The sequence below is a fragment of the Okeanomitos corallinicola TIOX110 genome (assembly GCF_038050375.1).
GTDB classification, from domain to species: domain Bacteria; phylum Cyanobacteriota; class Cyanobacteriia; order Cyanobacteriales; family Nostocaceae; genus Okeanomitos; species Okeanomitos corallinicola.
The window spans coordinates 1,411,414-1,432,289 of record NZ_CP150886.1 but is presented as its reverse complement, the minus strand read 5'-3'; the positions used below and the strand labels follow the sequence as shown (position 1 = coordinate 1,432,289).

Annotated in this window: 16 protein-coding genes; 10 read left to right on the top strand and 6 right to left on the bottom strand. The window is 36.4% G+C overall.

What is annotated here, in order from left to right:
• Positions 1-37 precede the first annotated feature (37 nt).
• The 8 genes from WJM97_RS06200 (at position 38) to WJM97_RS06165 (ending at position 5,687) form a co-directional block, all read left to right on the top strand.
• Positions 38-517 carry a hypothetical protein gene (locus WJM97_RS06200; protein ID WP_353932171.1) on the top strand — a complete coding sequence of 160 codons (480 nt, stop codon included), beginning with the start codon at positions 38-40 and terminating at the stop codon, positions 515-517.
• A 129-nt stretch (positions 518-646) separates the two neighbouring features.
• A complete protein-coding gene (locus WJM97_RS06195; protein ID WP_353932170.1) occupies positions 647-1,312 on the top strand; it encodes a pentapeptide repeat-containing protein in 666 nt (221 codons plus the stop codon).
• A 302-nt stretch (positions 1,313-1,614) separates the two neighbouring features.
• Complete coding sequence (locus WJM97_RS06190) at positions 1,615-2,436, top strand: NAD-dependent epimerase/dehydratase family protein (RefSeq protein WP_353932169.1); 822 nt, start codon at positions 1,615-1,617, stop codon at positions 2,434-2,436.
• 21 nt (positions 2,437-2,457) lie between these two features.
• A complete protein-coding gene (locus WJM97_RS06185) occupies positions 2,458-3,390 on the top strand; it encodes an alpha/beta hydrolase (RefSeq protein ID WP_353932168.1) in 933 nt (310 codons plus the stop codon).
• 61 nt (positions 3,391-3,451) lie between these two features.
• Positions 3,452-4,015: a Uma2 family endonuclease gene (locus WJM97_RS06180; RefSeq protein WP_353932167.1), complete on the top strand. Its 564-nt coding sequence runs from the start codon at positions 3,452-3,454 to the stop codon at positions 4,013-4,015.
• 37 nt (positions 4,016-4,052) lie between these two features.
• Positions 4,053-5,261 carry a DUF4365 domain-containing protein gene (locus WJM97_RS06175; RefSeq protein WP_353932166.1) on the top strand — a complete coding sequence of 403 codons (1,209 nt, stop codon included), beginning with the start codon at positions 4,053-4,055 and terminating at the stop codon, positions 5,259-5,261.
• Between the two features lie 14 nt (positions 5,262-5,275).
• Positions 5,276-5,404: a hypothetical protein gene (locus tag WJM97_RS06170; RefSeq protein ID WP_353932165.1), complete on the top strand. Its 129-nt coding sequence runs from the start codon at positions 5,276-5,278 to the stop codon at positions 5,402-5,404.
• On the top strand, positions 5,379-5,687 hold the full coding sequence (locus tag WJM97_RS06165; protein ID WP_353932164.1) for a hypothetical protein: 309 nt from the start codon (positions 5,379-5,381) through the stop codon (positions 5,685-5,687). Before WJM97_RS06170 ends, WJM97_RS06165 begins: the two co-directional genes overlap by 26 nt.
• Positions 5,688-5,695: 8 nt before the next feature.
• On the opposite strand, the gene WJM97_RS06160 is transcribed toward WJM97_RS06165, so the two are convergent.
• Both WJM97_RS06160 and WJM97_RS06155 read right to left on the bottom strand, forming a co-directional pair.
• Positions 5,696-5,986, bottom strand: a complete 291-nt coding sequence (locus WJM97_RS06160) for a type II toxin-antitoxin system RelE/ParE family toxin (protein ID WP_353932163.1) — start codon at positions 5,984-5,986, stop codon at positions 5,696-5,698.
• Positions 5,983-6,249, bottom strand: a complete 267-nt coding sequence (locus tag WJM97_RS06155; protein ID WP_353932162.1) for a type II toxin-antitoxin system ParD family antitoxin — start codon at positions 6,247-6,249, stop codon at positions 5,983-5,985. The genes WJM97_RS06160 and WJM97_RS06155 overlap by 4 nt, the downstream gene beginning before the upstream one ends.
• A 111-nt stretch (positions 6,250-6,360) precedes the next feature.
• On the opposite strand from WJM97_RS06155, the gene trmFO reads away from it, so the two are divergent.
• A complete protein-coding gene (trmFO, locus tag WJM97_RS06150; RefSeq protein ID WP_353932161.1) occupies positions 6,361-7,683 on the top strand; it encodes an FADH(2)-oxidizing methylenetetrahydrofolate--tRNA-(uracil(54)-C(5))-methyltransferase TrmFO in 1,323 nt (440 codons plus the stop codon).
• Positions 7,684-7,739: 56 nt separating this feature from the next.
• Here trmFO and WJM97_RS06145 read toward each other — a convergent pair whose 3' ends face one another.
• Positions 7,740-10,217 carry a vWA domain-containing protein gene (locus tag WJM97_RS06145; protein WP_353932160.1) on the bottom strand — a complete coding sequence of 826 codons (2,478 nt, stop codon included), beginning with the start codon at positions 10,215-10,217 and terminating at the stop codon, positions 7,740-7,742.
• 363 nt (positions 10,218-10,580) lie between these two features.
• On the opposite strand from WJM97_RS06145, the gene WJM97_RS06140 reads away from it, so the two are divergent.
• Positions 10,581-11,273: a hypothetical protein gene (locus WJM97_RS06140; RefSeq protein ID WP_353932159.1), complete on the top strand. Its 693-nt coding sequence runs from the start codon at positions 10,581-10,583 to the stop codon at positions 11,271-11,273.
• Positions 11,274-11,292: 19 nt separating this feature from the next.
• On the opposite strand, the gene WJM97_RS06135 is transcribed toward WJM97_RS06140, so the two are convergent.
• From WJM97_RS06135 to WJM97_RS06125, 3 genes are all read right to left on the bottom strand, one after another.
• Entirely contained in the window at positions 11,293-12,111 is an 819-nt protein-coding gene (locus WJM97_RS06135; RefSeq protein WP_353932158.1) for a type 1 glutamine amidotransferase, read from the bottom strand.
• Positions 12,112-12,176: 65 nt separating this feature from the next.
• Entirely contained in the window at positions 12,177-15,641 is a 3,465-nt protein-coding gene (locus WJM97_RS06130; RefSeq protein ID WP_353932157.1) for a PAS domain S-box protein, read from the bottom strand.
• Positions 15,642-16,062: 421 nt separating this feature from the next.
• Positions 16,063-20,835 (bottom strand): diguanylate cyclase, encoded by a 4,773-nt coding sequence (locus WJM97_RS06125; protein WP_353932156.1) that lies wholly within the window; start codon positions 20,833-20,835, stop codon positions 16,063-16,065.
• Positions 20,836-20,876: the final 41 nt, after the last annotated feature.

The window sequence follows — 20,876 nt, the reverse complement described above, 5'->3', positions numbered from 1 at the left end:
TTGTAGAATTCATGTGGTAATCGGTTGTAATTTAACTATGAATAAATCCCCAGTTTTCTCTACAACTTTAAACTTTCAAGACCATTACCCCTGTCCTATTTGTCGAATAGGAACAATTTCTACAATGCCTTTGATGGAGGCTATGTCCTGTGATTTTTGCCACGAAATTTTTACTATTAATTTAGAATCCCAAGAAATTAAAATGCCTTCTCGACAACCCCCTCTAGTATGGCGTTGGAATGGCTGGAAGTGGAATCAAGCCCAGTTAGAAGGTGTAGAATTGGGGTGGGGTTACATATTGGCAGCAATAGCTTTTATTATCTTTCCTACCAGTTTAATTGCTATCGGTGCTTATTATTTTCCACCACGTCCTGATGTACCTCTCTCCTGGATACCGTATATTTGGACAATACTAACATTTTTGTTACATTTATCAATTATAATTTGGATTTTCATTGAAGTTTATCAAATTCCCATTCAGGCATATTGGCGAGCCATAATTCAACCGAGAAATTAGGTAGTGGGTGAATTAGTGATCTGATTCTGATTTTGGCCTGCTACCACTAATAACTGCCACCTATACTGAAGATGACAATATCACCCATAATAAAGGAATTAATTATTTGATTTCCCCCCATATATCATTATGAGCGAACTGGAGCAGTATTATAGAATATTAGAATTAGAGCCTGGGGCAACACTAGAGGAAGTTAACCAGGCTTACAAAGATTTGGTATTTGTTTGGCATCCTGATCGCTTACCCAAAGATAATGATCGCTTACAACAAAAAGCCCAAGACAAACTCAAAGCTTTTAATGAAGCGCGAGACAAGCTCCGATCTTTAACAAATAAGCCTCAAACTGTTGGTTATTCTAGACCTAATCAATCAAAAAGACCACCTAATTACTATCAACAAAAACAAACAAACTATAACAAACCTGCTCAAAATCCTGATTTAAGTGGTAAAGATTTTAGTCGAGCTAATTTAAGTAACCGAGACTTATCAGGTAGAAACCTAAGTTATGCTAATCTCAGCGGTTCTAATTTAAGTGATACTTTTATGCACAAGGTCAACCTCAGAGGTGCAGACTTGTCAGAAGCGAATTTATTTAGGGCTAATTTGTTATTAGCAGATTTAAGAGAAGCTAATTTACGTTCGACTAATTTAATTGGTGCGGATCTCAGTGGTGCTGACTTACGAGGTGCTGACTTAACGGGTGCTAGAATTCGATCAGGTGAGCGTTTGTTAGTGAAATTAATAGGTGCTAACTTAACAGGTGCTATTATGCCTGATGGAGAAATTCATCAGTAAATAACACCGAGTTAATAAAAATATAAAAAACAGAGTTAACTTACGTGCTGTATGGGAGACTGAGTGGGATTTCTGAGAAGATTAATTCCTGAAAAGAGTATCTTATGTAACAGAAAATTACAGATGTGCTGCTGGAAGCTACTAGATAGGTAGTTTAAAATATTCTCAGAGAGGAGCGTGAATTTTAAGTTTTAAATTTGTATGTGAAACTAGCAACAGTCTATTAGTTCTAAACATTGGCAATTAACAATTTTGCCAATGAGGATGGAAAAAGTAATTTATTTTTTTTTGTTTAAATTGTCATGAATATAGCAATAATTGGATGTGGTTATGTTGGTTATGCAGTTTCTCAATATTGGCAACATAAAGACTTTGTAATTACTGCAACTACAACTAGCAATGAAAGAGTACCTGAACTACAAACAGTTGCTCAAAAGGTAATAGTTGCTAAAGGAAATGATCCAGAATCATTAAAAGCAATATTACAAAATCAAGATATTGTTTTATTGAGTGTGGGTGCAAAAAGTCGAGATGAATATGAAAAGACTTATTTAGAAACAGCCAAAACTTTAGTTTCTGTCCTCAAGTATTTTCCTAATATTCATCAATTGATATACACAGGAAGTTACTCTATTTATGGTGATAGGAATGGTGTTTGGGTAGATGAAGAAACACCACCGGCACCAGCTGATGTTAATACTCATATTCTCAGAAAGACAGAGGATATTTTATTATCAGCAGATAATGAAAACCTGCGAGTTTGTATTTTCCGGTTAGGAGGAATTTACGGACCAGGTAGAGAACTGGTAAAAATTTTTGGTAGAGCTGCGGGTACAACTCGTCCCGGAAAAGGGGAAGATACCACAAATTGGGTACATTTAGATGATATTGTTGGAGCTATAGAATTTGCACGTTATCATCGCTTACAAGGGATTTATAATTTAGTTGATGATAGCCATTTAACTAGCAAAGAATTAATCAGTAATGTACTAACAGGTAATAATTTACCTGATGTGATTTGGGATGAAACCAATAAAAGTAATCGTCCTCATAATGCTTGGGTTTCTAATCAAAAGCTTAAAGATGCAGGATATGAATTTATCCATCCGCAGATTATTTTTTAGTTGTGATTAAAAGTTAGGAATATGCAAACTCCAAATTTAGTTGACTCTTCTACAAATACATCCTCTAAAACTCAGTTTTATAATTGGGAAAACTATCATTGTGCTTATGAAATACATCAACCAATAAATTCTACTGCTTCAGATATTCCCATCCTATTAATTCATCCTATAGGTGTGGGATTGTCAAGGCAATTTTGGCAGAGATTTTGTCGTGAATGGTACAAGACTAATCATGACAATATCATTTATAATCCTGATTTATTGGGATGTGGTGAAAGTGATACACCAAGGAAAGCTTACAAACCTTTAGATTGGGCAAAACAGTTACAATATTTTTTACAAACCGTAGTCAAAAAACCTGTAATTGTGATCTCACAAGGTGCTTTATCACCAGTAGCAATTGAACTATTTAAACTAGAACCAAATTTAATTAATGGCTTAATCTTTTCTGGTCCAACCGCTTGGAGTGTGACTACTAAAAATGCTCCTCAATGGCAACAAAAATTACTGTGGTCTGTTTTTAGTTCACCTATAGGAAATTGGTTTTTTAGGTATGCAAGAACTCGCAAATTCTTATCTTCTTTTTCTAAAAATCAGCTATTTGCATCTAGTGAAGCAGTAGATGAAGAATGGTTAGATACTTTATCTGCGGATGCTGAAAATATGGGTGGACGCTATGCTGTGTTTTCCTTTTTAGCGAGATTTTGGCAACGGGATTATAGTGGTGATATTGCAGCTATTCATAAACCAACATTAATAGTTTTGGGAGAAACAGCATCAGCGATTAGTAAAGAAGGGAAAACAGAAACACCCGATGAAAGAATGGCTGATTATTTAACTTGTTTACCTCAAGGAAGGGGGGTGAAAATTAAAGGGAGAAATGTTTTACCTTATGAATCAACTGTTGATTTTGTCGGTGCTATATCTTCATTTGTGAAGGAATTAAGTGGTTGAAAATCTTTGTAGGAGTCCACCTGGGTGAACTATTTTTGTTTATTCATAGAGATCAGTAAAAATGGTACAATTACTACAAAAAACTATTACATTAGATGAGTTTCTACAACTACCAGAAACGAAACCTGCTAGTGAGTATATTGATGATCAAATTATTCAAAAACCAATACCACAAGGAAAACATAGTATAATTCAAGGTGAACTTGTACCTGCGATTAATGTTATTGTTAAACCTAAAAAAATAGCTCGTGCATTTCCTGAATTACGTTGTACCTTTGGTGGACGTTCAATTATACCTGATATTACCGTTTTTGTTTGGAGTAGAATTCCGCGTGATGAAAATGGAGAAGTTTCCAACACATTTACGATTTCTCCAGATTGGACAATTGAAATTTTATCACCTGATCAAAATCAGACAAAGGTAACTAAAAATATTCTCCATTGTTTAAAATATGGTAGTCAAATGGGTTGGTTAATTGATCCTAGTGAAAAGACTATTTTTGTTTATCATGCAAATCAGCAAATTGAGGTTTTTGATGAATCAGATATGTTAATTCCTGTACCTGCTTTTGCTGGTGATTTAAAGTTGACAGTTGGTGAGTTGTTTGGGTGGTTGTTAGAGTGAATTGGTATAATAAATTTTTGTTTCAAAGGAAATATATATGAATGTATGGGGATCTGACCAACAAGGTGATCAGGGTGTATACGGTGTAGGGCTAAAAGTTACAGAATTAGGTTGGATATATAGACCTCAACCTTTAAGAGATATAGGTATTGATGCTCAAATCGAAGTCGTGGAGAATAATAAAAGTACGGCTGAACTCATAGCTTTACAAATTAAGTCCGGTGATAGCTGGTTTAAAGAAACGAATGAACAAGGTATTGTTTTTAGGGGTGATATTCAACATTTAGAATACTGGCAAAACTATCCACTACCTATTATTGTCGTACTTTACGATAGTACAAATCATATTGCCTATTGGCAAGTAGTAAATACAGATACAGTTATAAATACTGGGAAAGGTTGGAAATTGATTATTCCTTTTAATCAGAAACTTGATAAAAACTCTGAAACTACCTTGAAAGAAATTTGTAAATCAATATTTTATTCAGAAATTTTTGAGATCCTAAGTGTTAAAAATGTTAGTCACGCTAAAGCAAAACGATATACAGCTAATATATTAGTCTACGGTCAGCGTTCTAAAGCTGATATCATTAGTGTCATAAGACAAGTAACTAAAGATTTAACTAGCCCTAAATACTACATTGCTAATAGTCCAGCACAAGTTATTTATCTTTTTCTTTATATCGGACTTGAGGATGTAAAGATAGCAAACTGGATTTGTCACAGTCAATGGATAGATGAAAAATTAGAATCACACTTTAGACCAATGCTAATTGAAGGATTTAATATTGGAGATGGTATTATTGCTGAATGGTCAAAGAAATATGAAGATTGGTCTAATTGGTTCAAAAAGGATATAACAACAAAACAAAAATTTCTCGAAAAGACTAGACCTATTATTTATCAAATCAAGAAGACAGTAGAAGAAATTTCTCAATTAGTTTTGTACTACGATAATACAAATATTAATTATGAAGATTTTATAAGGAAAATGGGGAATTTTGAAATCGAATTATCAGCATTATATCACCAATCAATAGATATAGGTAATCCCACTTTAGAATGCAAAGATTTTGCTCAAAGATTTTATAATGTCATGGCATATGCACATAATATTACCATACCATTTTCAGAACAAGGATTAAAAACATGGAACGAAAATAATAGCTACCACATAATCAAAGACTCAATAAAAGACTATGAGCGTGAAATATTAAGATTAGAATATGAACTTGAAAAACTATAGGAATCCTTAAAAATATGCCTAGTGAAACTGTCACCCTACAAATACCCGAAATTATCTATCAACGGTTAGTCAATACCGCTCATGCTACTCAACGTCCTTTAGAAGAAGTCATGCTTCATGCTTCATGCTTTACAAGTCGGTAGTCCACCAGCATGGGATGATGTACCAGAGGAATTTCAAGCCGAACTTGCAGCTTTAGATAAATTAGATAATAATACTCTCTGGCAAATTTTTCATAGTCAGAAAACAGGAGCAGATATGGAAGAAGATAATAACTTATTAGAGAAAAATTCTAGTAGTATATTGACAGAAACCGAAAGATTAAATTTAATATCTCTCCGACACGAAGCTGATCTTTTTATGTTACGTAAAGCCCAAGCCGCAGTTTTACTTCGTTGGCGAGGATATAGTTTACCAAATCCTTAAATCTCGGATTAAGAAAACAAAGATTCAATATTACGATATCCATTAACTACTCGAACAATTTCTACCTCATCTTCAATCAAGCGATAGAAAATAATATAGGGATTTACAGATATCCCTCGTAATTCTGGTAATAATTCAGCATAAATACGTCCCATATTAGGGAATTGTACTAATACTTGACATTTTTGTTCGATAGTATTTAAAAACTGATTTGCAGATTCTAAATTGAACCCTGATAAATAATCACAAATTTCATTGATATCTTCAATTGCCTGATCTGTTAAACTGTAATTACTCATTGCAAAGATTCACCTTTTCTAGAAAGTTTTTCTCGCAATTTAGCAAAAGCAACTTCACCATCAGTCAATTGTCCCCTATTAGCTTGTTCAATACCAACAGCCACTTTTTTACGGGTTTCTTCTAACCATTGTTCATAATGTTTATCTCTTTCGTCTAATAACTGCAAAGCTGCTACAATGACTTGATATGCATTTTCATATTTACCACTTTGCAATTTGGCTTGAATTAACTGTTCCTGTTCTGCTTCAAGGCTAATATTCATAGTCATAAATACCAAAATTGATGAATTTAACAACTTGAGGATTAAGCATCTAAAATTCTGATCTGCTCTTAATTGTTATTATAACCAAACCAAGTAATTAAAAAAACAACTATGACACAAGAACCAATACACGTAATAGGCGGCGGACTTGCAGGAACAGAAGCAGCATGGCAAATAGCCCAAGCCGGCGTGCCTGTAATTCTTCACGAGATGCGCCCTAAACGCTTCAGCCCTGCCCATCATAGCGAAAATTTGGCAGAATTGGTCTGTAGCAACTCTTTCGGGGCTATGGCCAGTGACCGCGCTGCCGGTCTATTACACGAAGAACTCCGTCGTCTTGGTTCTATCATCATTTCTAAAGCAGATGAACACGCAGTTCCCGCTGGTGGTGCATTAGCCGTTGATAGAGGAGTTTTTGGGGAAGACTTAACCCAAACTTTAGCCAATCATCCATTAATTGATTTTCGCAGAGAAGAAGTAAAAGAAATTCCTGAAGGTATTGTAGTCTTAGCTTCTGGCCCTTTAACAAGTCCCGATTTATCCACAGATTTACAGCGATTTACCGGGATGGAATATCTTAACTTTTTTGATGCTGCTAGTCCCATAATTGTTGGTGATTCTATTAATAAAGATATTGCTTTTATGGCTTCCCGTTATGACAAAGGTGAAGCAGCTTATCTTAATTGTCCCATGAATAAAGAGCAGTATTTACAATTTTACTCAGCACTTTGTCAAGCTGAACAAACAGAATTAAAGGACTTTGAAAAGGAAACTGCCAAATTTTTTGAAGCCTGTTTACCAATAGAAGAAATGGCACGCAGAGGGGAAGATACTATGCGATATGGACCCCTCAAACCAGTGGGTTTATCTGATAGTAGAACCGGAGAACGTAACTATGCAGTTGTACAATTAAGACAGGAAGATAAAGCCGGTCAACTTTGGAATATGGTCGGGTTTCAAACTAATTTGCGTTGGGGTGAACAAAAACGAGTTTTTAGAATGATTCCCGGTTTAGAAAATGCCGAATTTGTCAGACTAGGAGTCATGCACCGCAACACATTTTTAAATGCACCCCAATTAATGTCTGCAAGTTTGCAATTTAAACAACGTCCAAATTTATTAGCAGCGGGACAATTAATTGGAACAGAAGGTTATACCGCTGCATCTGCGGGAGGTTGGTTAGCGGGAACAAATGCAGCGAGAATAGCTTTAGGAAAAGAGCCTTTAATATTACCAAATAATACGATGATGGGGTCATTATTTGATTTTATCAGTTCCGCTGCACCAAAATATTTTCAACCAATGGCTCCTAATTTTGGCATTATCCCCGATTTGGGTGTGAAAATTAAAAGTAAACCGGAAAAATATGGACGTTATCGAGATCGTTCTTTGGCAGATTTAGCAACTTGGAAAGCGGAAAATTTAGCTAATTAAAAACTGCATTAGTAAGGATTTAGCATTGCTAAACCCCTACAAAATACCCTAATTACTTACACAGCAACTGGTGTTTTACTGTAATATTCAGTTTCTGCATAGACGCTAATTACAGTATCACCAACTACAAAAAATGTTCCTTCCTGTTCACTTTTAGCAAACTGTAAATGAGGATATTTACTACCCAATTCATCCGCAGTCATCGCTTGAGCATTCATTTCATCTGGTAACAACCCAGTCGCACCAATATAAAATACTAAAGGTGAAATTTTCTCTCGATAAACTTGTTCTGTGTAACTGTCTAATTTTTCTTTTGCTGTTGTCATAGCGTTGATAATTTCCTGTTTATCCACAGGTGTACCAGCGTGTTTTGCTTGTAATAATAAAGCTAAACTACCAGCACCAACTAAGTTTAAAATTTCGGCAACTTTACGAGTTGTTTCTATTCCCAGAAAATCATCAAAAATACCTTTCATCAAATCATCTGCTTTTGTCACTTTCGTTCTTGATGATAAGGTTTTAGCACGAAAAGTAATATTTTCGTTTAACCCCAATGCAAAGGTAGGTTTTTTAAAAATTTCTCCGGTTTCTCCATCAAATACTTCATATCTTTTATCCAGAAATGAATTAGCAGAAGATAATTTACTCAAGTTGAGAATTTCTGTCCCACCAATATCAATTTTATAACTCACTCTGGAATCAACTGTACCATTAGATAAGGCTACTTTCAAATCTGTATATTCGTTAGTTGTGGGAAAATTCAGATACAAACTTTTAGACAGATAATGTTTCTTTAATTCCTCTATTTGTGCGGGAATAAAGACATCTGACTCTTCCCTTAAATGTGCAGCAAAAATACTAGATAAGGTCTTAATTTCTGCTAGTTGAGTAAATAAACCCTCCACGCTGCTGTAATTTCCTGCAAAACTAACTAGCGGTAAATCTGCTAATTCTAAGGTATATTCTTTTTGGTAATCGAATTCTCCCCCATCAATAACTCCTACTTCTTCTAAAGCTTCAAAGGCTTTTTTACTACTAATTTTTACCTTTAAATTTTTAACATTAATCTCTCCATCACTGACAATTGTGTAATTATTAAAGGTCATTAAATCATTTAATAACACACCCGCAACTTCGGTAATTGGGGTTTTTTCTGCTGCTGTTATCAGTTGGACTTTCCGCCTTAATAACATATTAATAGTAGCGGTATTACGGTTAATATCAAAACTGCCCATCTGCACATAATCACCTGGTTCAAGATATTCTATTTCTAACCAAGGTGTGATTAATTCTTTATTTTCTCCCCTTGTCCCATTAACTCGTTTAATACCTTTTCTTTGGTAATTTGCTTGGAGATGTTTGAGGTTAATAATGATATGTTGCCGATGTTGGGATAAAATATCAATCAGTTCTAAAACTGAAATTTTATTGTTAACTTTTACATGATCTAATATTTCATGTTCGGCTAAAATATGAGGGTAAAAAAGGGCAATTTCTAAATCTTGGGTAAAGTTAGCAATGTCTTCATTGGTTAAGGCTTTTGCGTGTCTTGATGTTAAAGTTGCATTAAAGGTACTCGCAAGAGCATATTTGGCAGTATTCAGGTTTCCATCTGCTAAATTGGCTTTCGCAAAAAGGTAAACTGAGGTATCATTTTGGGCAATGGGAACATCTTTTAATTGCTCATAAGCTGCTTTGGTAATTTGCTTATATTTGTAAATGAATCCTTCATCTTCTGGTTTTAAACCAAAGACTTTGAACGTTTGATTTGTACCGTTAATTTTTTGGGCTGTGGGAGAAAAGAAGATTTGATAACTATAGTCACTAGCTAAGGGTTCTTCTATGACTATTCCGGTGGCTTCTTTTAACACATTTCCTGTGTTATAAAGGGCATCATATACTTCTTTGATGTTGCCAGCTTGCAAACAAGTACCAGATACAGAATTAGCAATTTTGGCTAGGAATTTAAAGTCAGAATAGGGAGAATAGGCAATGGTGTTTACAAAAACAGATATTTTTTGCAATTCATGACAAATTACTTCTATGGCTTTAGATTCTGAATTAAAGCTGCTATCATTAGCATAACCATCACTGTGTAAGGTAATTGCTGTCAGTTCTTCATTTTGAATTAATTCTTGGGCTAATTTTAAAGATTGGGAAATACAAGTTGCTCCAGTTACGTGAATTGCCTTAATTTCTGCGATGTAAGATGAATCTGGCTTCATTAATTCCTGAATGGGAACGCGTTGAAAATGACAGGTTACATCACCTTTTGAAGAGTAGGAAATCAGGGTAATAACTAAGTCTGAATTACTGTATTCATCTAGGGTCAAAAGTTTGATTAATGTTTCTTTTAAAGGCTCAAGATCATAATACATTGAACCAGAACGATCTATAATGATGATGCTATGAGCTACCATTTTTTTAGGAATAGCATCGGGTTTAATTTCTAGCTTGACTTGTTCAGTTAAATAAAAAGCTTTTTCCTTACCTGCGAGATTATAAACAGCAAACTTGGTTTTTTGACTTGTCATAATTTTGCGAATGGTAGTTTTACACGGAATCCTGTCCAGGATAAATCAATTGATACTAGACTGATTTAATGTTGTAATATGTTGTAAAGATTATGATGTTGAAATCAACACTGAGAAAACCTCTGATTTCTGCTGAGTAAATATATAGTACATAAATACTATAAAGATGTCAAGGTAAGCTTAAAAAGCTTGATATTTCTTCATTTTCCCGTTGACAGCAACTTTATTTACACTTTAATGGCTATTTTGGTTTTGTCTATGTGCGGTTAGGTAAGTTATGTATTATTCTAGAGGCTAATCTCCGGGATAGCTTTACTCTGATAGTAGACTTTGTTAATCTAAAGACTTAATTTTTATACCAAAATGCAGATGAGAACAACTACGGCAAATACGCACAGTAAGCCATCTACTCCCAGGTATTCCCCCTCTGTTCCTGTTTATGTGTATAGGGAGTTAGTGGCGGAGTTACAAGCGGTACAAGCTAGGTTAGATGCAGTTACGGGTCAAAATCATCAACTATCTCAAGAAAATCAACAATTGCGCCAAGAATTCAACAGTGTTGTTGAGTCTTGCTTGGAATTGCAAAAGCGACTGGAGTCTTCTAAACCAGGTTCTCAATCTCATCCACGGAATCAAAACAAGGTACAAAACATACCCAGTTATCAACCTATGCCCAGGGTTAATACGGAGGTAAAAAATCCCCATCCCACCTCTCCATCTCCTGCATCCCCAAGTGTAAACCGCACTAATCCAGTCAATAAACCCACAAATAAACCAACAGGAAAATCAGCACCTCCACCACGGAAACCAACTTCTAAACCACCGCAGAAAAGCAAGCGTGAACCTGTTTCTGTCCCTATGATGGATATGAATTTTCCCTCTTCAGAAACTGTGTATATTGAGGAACAGGGGGTAGGCTATTATATTTCTACGGAGTCTGATACAAAGGGTTTGAGTGGTTGGTGGTTGTTGTTGACAATTGTGTTAATTATGATTACTGGTTTTAGTGCTGGTTATTTGGTTATACGGCCTTTATTACAAAGTCAAAGCAAATAATAGCTGAAATATTGCTTCATTAAACTTTTGTATTAGCAATATTTGGTAAATTAACTTTTAACTTTTTAAACATTGCTTCTCTGCCTTGAGTTGCTAGGGTATCATCTAAAGTTGTGAGTTTAATTTCTTGTTGATATTTCAATCTTAAAGCTGTTTGAATTAACCAGTCGGCGACAAAAGGATTTTTTGGTAGTAATGGCCCGTGGGAATATGTGGCGATCGCATTCTGATAAAATGCTCCTTCTGTACCATCTTCACCGTTATTACCTAAACCATAAACCACACGTCCCAAAGCTTCTACTTTCCCTAATTTTGTCCTTCCACCGTGATTTTCAAAACCGACTAAATAGGGTTTTGTGCCGATCATTGCTTCTAGTTCTTGTGCTAAACGGGAAGCTGTCACTTCAATGACTAAATTACCAATACAGCGTTTAGTATTTTCCCCTGGATGAATAGAAACTAAATCTAAAATTCCTAAACCTTCGATTCTTTGGCCAAATGCTGGTTCATAATAATTCCCTAAAAGTTGGGGAGAACCACAGGTAAAAACTCCCGGTGTCCCATTTTCAATTTTATCCCGCATCGCCTCAGCTTTTGCACCTTGTAAGTCACGCATGACTATTTCCTGCTGACGATCCTGCGCTCCTCCACCGACAATTACATCTACTGATTTGATCTCATCGGCGGTAGAATTTTGGTCTAGGGGTAATACTGTGACATTATATCCCCGCCATTGGGCGCGACGTTCTATAGTAATGACATTACCGCGATCGCCATAGGTACTCATCAATTTGGGATACAACCAACCAATGGTAATTGACATCTCTCCAGAATTCATAAATCCTCGCCTTAACAGTTAAAATTAATTGCGTTTGATTGTATCTTCAATCCGGTTAATATTAGTTAACAGTTACCAATTACCTGATTCAAGTTCATCAATAATTCATTAGCGTTGTAAGGCTTCAACAAAACTGCTTCTACCTTGATTTCGGCTGATTTTGGTAATAAATCTATGCTAGATGAACCACTACAAGCAATGACTTTTACATCGGGGTTAATTTTCTGCAAAGTGCGAATCGCAGTGACACCATCCATTTCTGGCATCATCATATCAATTAAAACCAAGCTAATATCGTGTTTGTGTTCTTTATAAATGTCGATCGCCTCAAAGCCATTACTAGCAGTCAAAACCCGATAATTATTATTCTCTAAGATGATTTTATTCAGATCGATAATTTGCGGTTCATCATCTACTATTAAAATTAACTCTCCTTGACCTGGAGAAATATCTAACTCCTCTAAAGTAGGAAGTTCAGGAGATTCTACCGATGGTAAGAAAACTTTAAATGTACTCCCTTTACCAACTTGGCTAGAAACTGTGACAAAACCATTATGATTAGTGATAATTTCTTGTACAGTTGACAACCCAAATCCTGTACCATGACCAACTTCTTTGGTCGTAAAAAATCGCTCAAAAATCCGATCTAATATTTCTGCAGGTATGCCCACACCCGTATCTGCAACAGTAATCACAATATAATGACCTTCTTTAGCTTCAATGTGCATTCGGCTATATGCTTCATCAATAAACATATTTTCTGCCACAATTTTCAGTATTCCCCCTTCTGCCATAGCATCACGGGCATTAACGACTAGGTTCATTAATACCTGATGTAATTGGGTCGAATCACCAAAAACTGTACCTAAATGTTCAGGTATTTGGGTAGTAAATTCAATAGATTTGGGAAATGTCCGTTTGGCAAAGTTGAGAATTTCCGTAATCAGGTGTTTAACTTGTACTGTTGTTCTTTCTCCTTTTAATCCCCGCGTAAAAGATAACACTTGTTTCACTAAATAAGAACCTCTCCTAGCATTATTCTCGATAATATTTAGCATCTGTAAATGACGTTCTGTATCTTGGGCAAATTTACCTTTTAGTAGTTGGGCCGAGATTAAAATTGGTGACAAGATATTATTTAAGTCGTGGGCAATACCTCCTGCTAAAGTACCAATACTTTCTACTCTTTGGTTACGATAAAATTGTTCTTCTAATTCTTTTTTCTTGGTAATATCAGTATCTACAATCAGAATAGATTTTGGCTGTCCATCATTATCTAACATTAATGACCAACGACTTTCAACTATTATGTCCTGACCACATTTAGTTTGTTTCCGTAATTCACCATGCCAAGTTCCTAACTTAACTACATCTTTGAGAGCAACAACTTCTTGTCTTGGTGAAATTTTCTCATTCCCATAGAGCAGATCATGTAGATTACTACCGATGGCCTCATCTTTACTCCAACCATAAATTTTTTCTGCACCTTTATTCCAGAATACAATTTCTGTTTGGAAATCCCTGACAAAAATAGCATCAGTCGCAATATCTAACAATTCTGCTTGTTCATGTAGCTTTTGTTCTTTATGCTTGCGATCTGATATATCCATACTTGTGCCAATGATCTTGAGTGGCTCACCTTCTTGGTTGTAAAGGGTTTTTCCCGTACTACTTAACCAATGTATGCTGTCATCCGGCCAAACTACCCGATATTCTATAGTGAATTCTTCTCCTTTTTCTATAGAATTGCTGATAGCTTGACGCAGAATATGATGATCTTCAGGATAGATTAATTTAAAGAATTCTTCATGGGGTGGACATAAACTACCTTCCAGTAATCCATACAGGGGTCCTATACTATCTGACCAAATACATTTGTGCGGATTATTTACTTTTTTTTCCCAGATACCTATCTGGGCAGTTTCTATGGCTATATTCAATCGGGACTCACTTTCCCGGAAAGATTGTTCAGCCAATTTTCGCTCAGTAATATCTTCAGCAATACCACCAAAGTATAATATCTCTCCTTGTTCGTTTTTAATCGGAAAGCATCTAACCCACAGCCATTTTACTGATTGATGAGGATGTACAATTCGATATTCTAAATTTGCACCTTCATCATTTTGATGGTACTTTTCTATGGTCGCTAAAGTTTGATCTCTATCTTCTGGATGAATGGCTTCTATCCAAGATATGGGATTTTCCACCAGACTTTGACAAGAACGACCCCAAATTTTTTCATAAGCTGGATTTACATAGAGGATTTCACTACAATCTTTTGTACAAATCCAAATGTGCGCCTGGATGTTTTCCCCAAATTGACGAAATATACCCTCACTTTTTATTATTGCTGCTTCTGTCTCTTGATGTTCTTGAATTTCTTGTTGTAATGCTTGATTAGTAATACGTAATTCTTCTGTAGCTTTGCGTAGTGCTGTCTCGGTTTGTTTGTTTTTACTAATATCAGATATTAACCAACTCCAACCAGTATGTTGACCTTGAGTATTGTAGATGCTAGTCACTCTCACACTGGCAGGAAAAATTTTTCCTTGTCGTGGTTGTAGGTAAATTTCCCATTCTTGAATTTGTTGAGTATCAGCTAGTTGAGATATAAAATCCTCATGTTCTTTTTGAGTTATAAAAATTTGTAATGGCTTACCTACCAGATACTTCTGATCTACAGATAGTAGGGTTGATGCTGCTTGGTTTGCTTCTTCAATGATCCCTAATTTGCTGGTGATTAAATAACCATAGGGTGTCAATTCAAACAAATTATAGTAACGCTGACGTTCTAAGTCTGCAATCTGACTTGCTACTAATATTTGTTCGTTTTGTTGGCATATTTCTTCTTCAACAACTTGTAGTTCTTCTATTGTTTGCTCAAGTTCTTCTGTAACTTTTATTTCTTTTATTTCTTGTATTTCTTCTCCGACCTGTTTTTTTTGTAAGCTATTACCAATCTGATCGGCATTAATTTCTCGTTGCTGGTTTTGCAGATGTGTGTGCTGGGATGTAAACGGTTGGGGATTTTTTCCCTGGTTGTATTCTAGGAAACTTCCAAGCGCACTACATAATTCTACTAAGTTTAATTCTTGTAAAAGTGCAGATTCAGTTACTATTCCTACCAGGTTTTCTCGATCATCTACAATTGGTAAATGATGAATTTCGTAATGTCTGAAAATTGATAAGGCTTGATAGCAATCAAGTAATTCTGACTCTTTTATGGTGATGGGTTGCTGTACCATTACTTCAGCTATTTTTATCTTTGATATATCTCTGCCTGAAGCTATTAATCTAATTACATCTCTAGCTGTAAATATACCTAACAGCTTTCTTTGTTCTACAACGCAAACACAACCAGTGGCTTTTTGTTGGTCTTGAATTTTTGGTAATGATTCTAACGTTTTGAATATTTTTAAGCTATGGTTTTCTTCTTGATCCATCAACATAATAGCTTCTATGGCACAGCTATCAGAGCTAATCGTTAAAGGATGATGATTAACGAGTTTATGTAAATTTGGCAGAGTCATCAGCTGATCATTTAATTGCATAGGTGATAACAATGTGAATTATTTTACTGAATATTAAGGAAAGGTCACGAAAGGTTTTACTTGTAAGGGTTCAGGAGTCAGAATGTTGGCGAAATCAGTGAGCTATTTTTGTATGTTTTTGGCTAAGTTATGGCAGTAGACAAGGCGGTTAGGACATTAACTAAAATTTAGACAATGAAAGGCTTTTAGCTCTGTTACCTGTCACCTACTATAAATTGTCAATTTGGATATACGGGTTAATCCTATATTATCTCCTAAAATGTCCACTAATTAACAATAAATCAGATTTTGAATCGGAGAAAGTGATTGATTTTTGGCGGTATCACCTCTTCTTGCTGGCACATTTTTTAGACTTTAATTGTACTCGAACAAATAAGTATCTGCGATTTTAAAAGCACAATTAATAACTCAGATGAGAAATTAAATGTAAACAATCACGCCCCTGGGCTTTGGCTTGATACAGTGCTTCGTCAGCAGTGGCTATTAAACAGCTAGGAGTGAAACTAGCAGCGGGAATAATACTGGCAACTCCTAAACTGAGGGTGACATGATCATTCACACCAGATTTTTCATGGGGAATTTGTAAGGCTTGCACTTCAGCGCGGATGCGTTCTGCTAGTTGCATAGCCCCGGTAGCGGAGGTATTTGGCAGGACAAGGACAAACTCTTCCCCACCATAACGTGCGACTAAATCACCAGGACGATTTCCGGCTTTGTGAATAGCATTAGCAACTTGGCGTAAACAATCATCTCCCGCTGGATGACCATATCTATCATTGTAAAGTTTGAAAAAGTCTATATCACACAAGATAATTGATAGAGGTGTTTGTCTAGTTGCCATCTGCTGCCAAACTTGCTGGAAGTATTCATCAAATCGGCGACGGTTGGAAATTTGGGTTAAACCATCAATTGTGGCTTGACGTTGTACTTGTTGATATAATTCTGATTGTTTGATGGCGATCGCTACCTGTGTGGCCAACTGAGTCAACAAATTAATTTCCAGTTCTCGCCAATGACGTGGACTAGTGCAATGATGGGCAATTAACAAACCCCATAACTTTTCTCCTTGAATAATTGGCACTACTAAGTTAGCTCTGACCTGAAATTCTGCTAGTAAATCTAAGTGACATTTACCTATACCCGCAGTGTAAATATCGTCAATTGCTCTGACTCTTCCTTGACGATACTGAGACACATACACTTTTCTAAAACATGGTTCGTCAATCAAACTATAGATAATTGATTGAATTCCCTCTGCAACGGATTCCATTGCCACTACACCAGTCCAGTCTTCCTTAAAGCGGTAAATAATTACTCGGTCTGTTTGCAGAAATTGCCTTACTTCCTTCACAGTTGTATTCATAATCTCATCGAGATCCAAAGACTGAAGGATGCGTTGAGTAATATTGGCAACTAACCTTTCCCGTTGATTCTGTTGTTGGAGTAGTTCTTCAGTTTGTTTATATTCTATACAACGGCTAATATCATCGGCAATGATAGCTAATTGATTTGTAGCCTTGGAGGTAAGTTTTTGGCGGCTAAATACTGTCATAACTCCAATTACGGAATTATCTATGATTAACGGGTAGCCAGCGAAAGCTTGTAACCGTTCTCGTTTTACCCATTCTCTATCAATTAAATCTACTTCATTTAGTAATTGATTACTCTGAAATAGTTGACAATTTTTAGCAATCCAATTGATCTGAAACTCACTGATAGGGAGGGAATAAGATAAATCATCCGTATAGATAGATAAGGCAGAACTAGCTTCTAAATCCATAGTTTCCCTAACTGGATTTTTGATCCAAATTCCTGCAAAGGCAATATCTAAATGTTGAGTTAAGGTATTTGTACAACTTTGCAACAGTAGTAATAACTTTTTATGTTGACCAATAATATTAGCAATGTTTGAACTTAATTGTGCTAGGTTAACTCTTTCAACTAATTCTTTTTCTTTTTGTTTATATAGAGTTAATGTTTCTGCCAGTTTTTCTTGTACCTGACTGAGTTTATTCGGCTGATGTAACTGTTTTTTAAAATCTAGCTCTTCGATTTGATTGCGGTAAAGTTCTAAAGTTGTGATTACTTGTACTGCGAGAATTTTTAATGTTTCTTCCTGTTCTGGGGTTAATTTTCTGGGTACATAGTCAGCAACACAAAGAGTACCCAAAGCAAAACCCTCTCTTGTCACTAAGGGCGCACCTGCATAAAAACGTAATTTAGGATAGGATGTAACTAAGGGATTATCTGCAAATTGTGGATCTATTAAAGTATCAGGAACAATTAATAAATCATTTTGACAGATGGTATGGGAGCAAAAGGCGATCGCTCTGGGAGTTTCATTAATAGTCAATCCTTGTTTGGATTTAAACCACTGTCTTTCTTTATCTATAATACTGATAAAAGCAATGGGAGTTTCACATAATCGGGCTAATAACCGAGTCAAATTATCAAAATTGGTATCGGCGGGAGTATCAAGAATTTGATATTTATCGAGTGCTATTAACCTTTCTGCTTCATTACTAGGAATGGGTTGAGTTTGATCAGATTTAATATTTTTACCCAGAATACTTTGAGCTTTTTGGGGAGATTTCTCTAATAAAAATTTAGTGGCATTTTCCCCATTCAGAGGTTTACTTAATAAATATCCTTGGACAATATCACAGTTAGCTAAACGGAGAAATTCTAGTTGATCTAAACTTTCTACTCCTTCTGCTACTAAGGTTAAATTCAATCCATGACCCAAGGAAATTACAGAGTTGATAATTGCAGAGTTACTGGAACTTTTGTTCAAGTTACTAACGAAGGATTTATCTATTTTTAAACTACTCAGAGGAAAATACATTAACAAGCTCAGGGATGAATAACCTGTCCCAAAGTCGTCCATAGAAATGTGAATTCCTAAAGCTTGTAGTTCTCGCAAGGCAGAAACAGTAAAATCTACATCTTGCATTAATAAACTTTCAGTTATTTCCAGTTCTAAATATTGGGGTTCTAGTTGGGTTTCTTGTAATATCTTAGTGATTGTTTGCACTAAGTTGGTTTGTTGGAATTGACGGGCGGAAAGGTTAACTGCTACTCGTAAGGGTGGCAGTCCAGCTAATTGCCATTGACGATTTTGAGTACAAGCTGTACGTAATACCCATTCACCAATGTCACAGATCAATCCTGTTTCTTCTGCTAAGGGGATAAATTGAGCCGGGGAAATCAGCCCCATGTCTGGATGATGCCACCGCACTAAGGCTTCCATGCCGACAATTTGACCTGTTTTTAGGTCTATTTGTGGTTGGTAGTGGAGGAGTAATTCCTTTCTACTCAGAGCTTTGTAAAGGTTGTTACCTAGTACCAATCGCTCAAAGGAGGTGGAATTCATGGTAGCTGTGTATAACAGATAGTTATTTTTTCCCTGTTGTTTGGCACGGTTGAGGGTGGTGTCTGCGTGTTTAAGGAGGGTTTCAGCTTCTTCCCCATCGTAGGGTGCTAGGGCAATACCGATACTGGCGGTGATGTGTAGTTCTTGGGTGTCTATGTAAAAGGGTTGGGCAATGACATCTAACAGTTGTTGGGCCATTTTGGTGGCATCATCAGTGCAATTAATTTGTGGTAGCAGTAGGGTAAATTCGTCATCTCCCCACCGGGCGACTGTGTCTTTTTCTCCTAAGCAGTTTTTGATTCTTTCGGCTACGGTTTGCAAGAGGCGATCGCCAACTACGTGACCTAAATTATCATTGATGGCTTTGAACCGATCTAAATCTAAACACATTACTGCCAGCACTCCCCCCCGTTGCTGAATATTCACTAAGGATAAGGCCAGCAGTTCATCAAATAAGAGCCGATTTGGTAAGCCTGTGAGTATATCATTGGAGATATGATGGCGCAGCAAGTTTTCTACCCGTTGCTGCATGATGGCAATATACAAATGTAGTCCAAAGGCTTGGGCTAGTTTGATTTCGTTTTGATGCCAAGATTGAGCTTGTCCGGTTTTGATTTCTCGCCAAGCCTGAAAAGATTCACGGGGGAGCAAGTTCCGATTATCGGGGTTGGAACGTCCTGCCCATAGGGTTTCTGTTTCAATTTCTGGGCGGAAAACTGTCAGGCAGCCTAAATACTGCTGTTGATATTGTAGGGGGATAATCAGTAAGGATTTGATCAGGGTATTGTCAAAGAAACTAGCTAGGGATTTAAGTTGGTTATCTTGTTGAAAGTCGGCGATTGTGTAACAGTAAACTGCGCGGGTTTGATGAATGGAATATTCAGTTTTTTCTCCAGTTCTCATTACTTCTGAGGGTTGACGGTGACTTAAAGCTAGTACGCCTTGCCATCCCATTAAACGTTGCCAAATTTTGTTTTCTTCAATCAGGTTATTTTGGGGTTGTTCTCCGCAGGTGTATATCTGTGCTGGGCGTTTTGCCATGTCAGCGGTAATGTATAGTCTCGCGCCGTTACCTTCCAAGGCAGTCACAATGTGTTGCAGTATGGATTGGTGAGTATCTTCTTGATCTAGTGAAGAACCCAGCCAGTTTTTAATTTTGCTAATTGCTAATTCTTGTTGTGCCTGTTGTTGAGCTTGTATAAATAGGTGATTTTGAGCGATCGCTATTAGTAATTGATCTACTAAAAGTTGGACTATCTGCAATTCCTGTCCTGTAAAAGGTCGAGGTTGAGTGTGATGGGCTACCATCAAACCCCACAGGTGATTATGGTATAAAATTGGGATGGCTAGGGAAGCGGCCACACCCATGGTTTTCAGATATTGCAGATGACAAGTATCTACGGCTGTATAGCGAATCTCTTGTTGATTGTTACTTTCCGGTGTTCCTGGTGACTTGATGCGGCTGAGAGTCTTTTTTCCAGATGCTACGTCTACGATGATCCGCTGACGAGATTGGACAAACATTTCTCTGGCTTGGGGAGGAATATCTCCAGCGGGAAAGTGTAATCCTAATAATGATGGTAGGCGATCGCCATTGATTGACTCGGCTATTACTTCCCCACTACCATCACTATCAAAGCGGTAAATTTTAACTCTATCTATATTTAAAAATGTACGTATTTCTGCGACGGTAGCCGCCAAAATATCTGATAAATCTGAAGTTTGAGAAATACGATCAGTGATATGACTGAGTAGGTTTCCTGGATAGACTGTTTGCTGAGAAAGTAATTTATTTTCCATAGCATTCTTTCCACCCAATCACTCTTCATACTTTACTATTT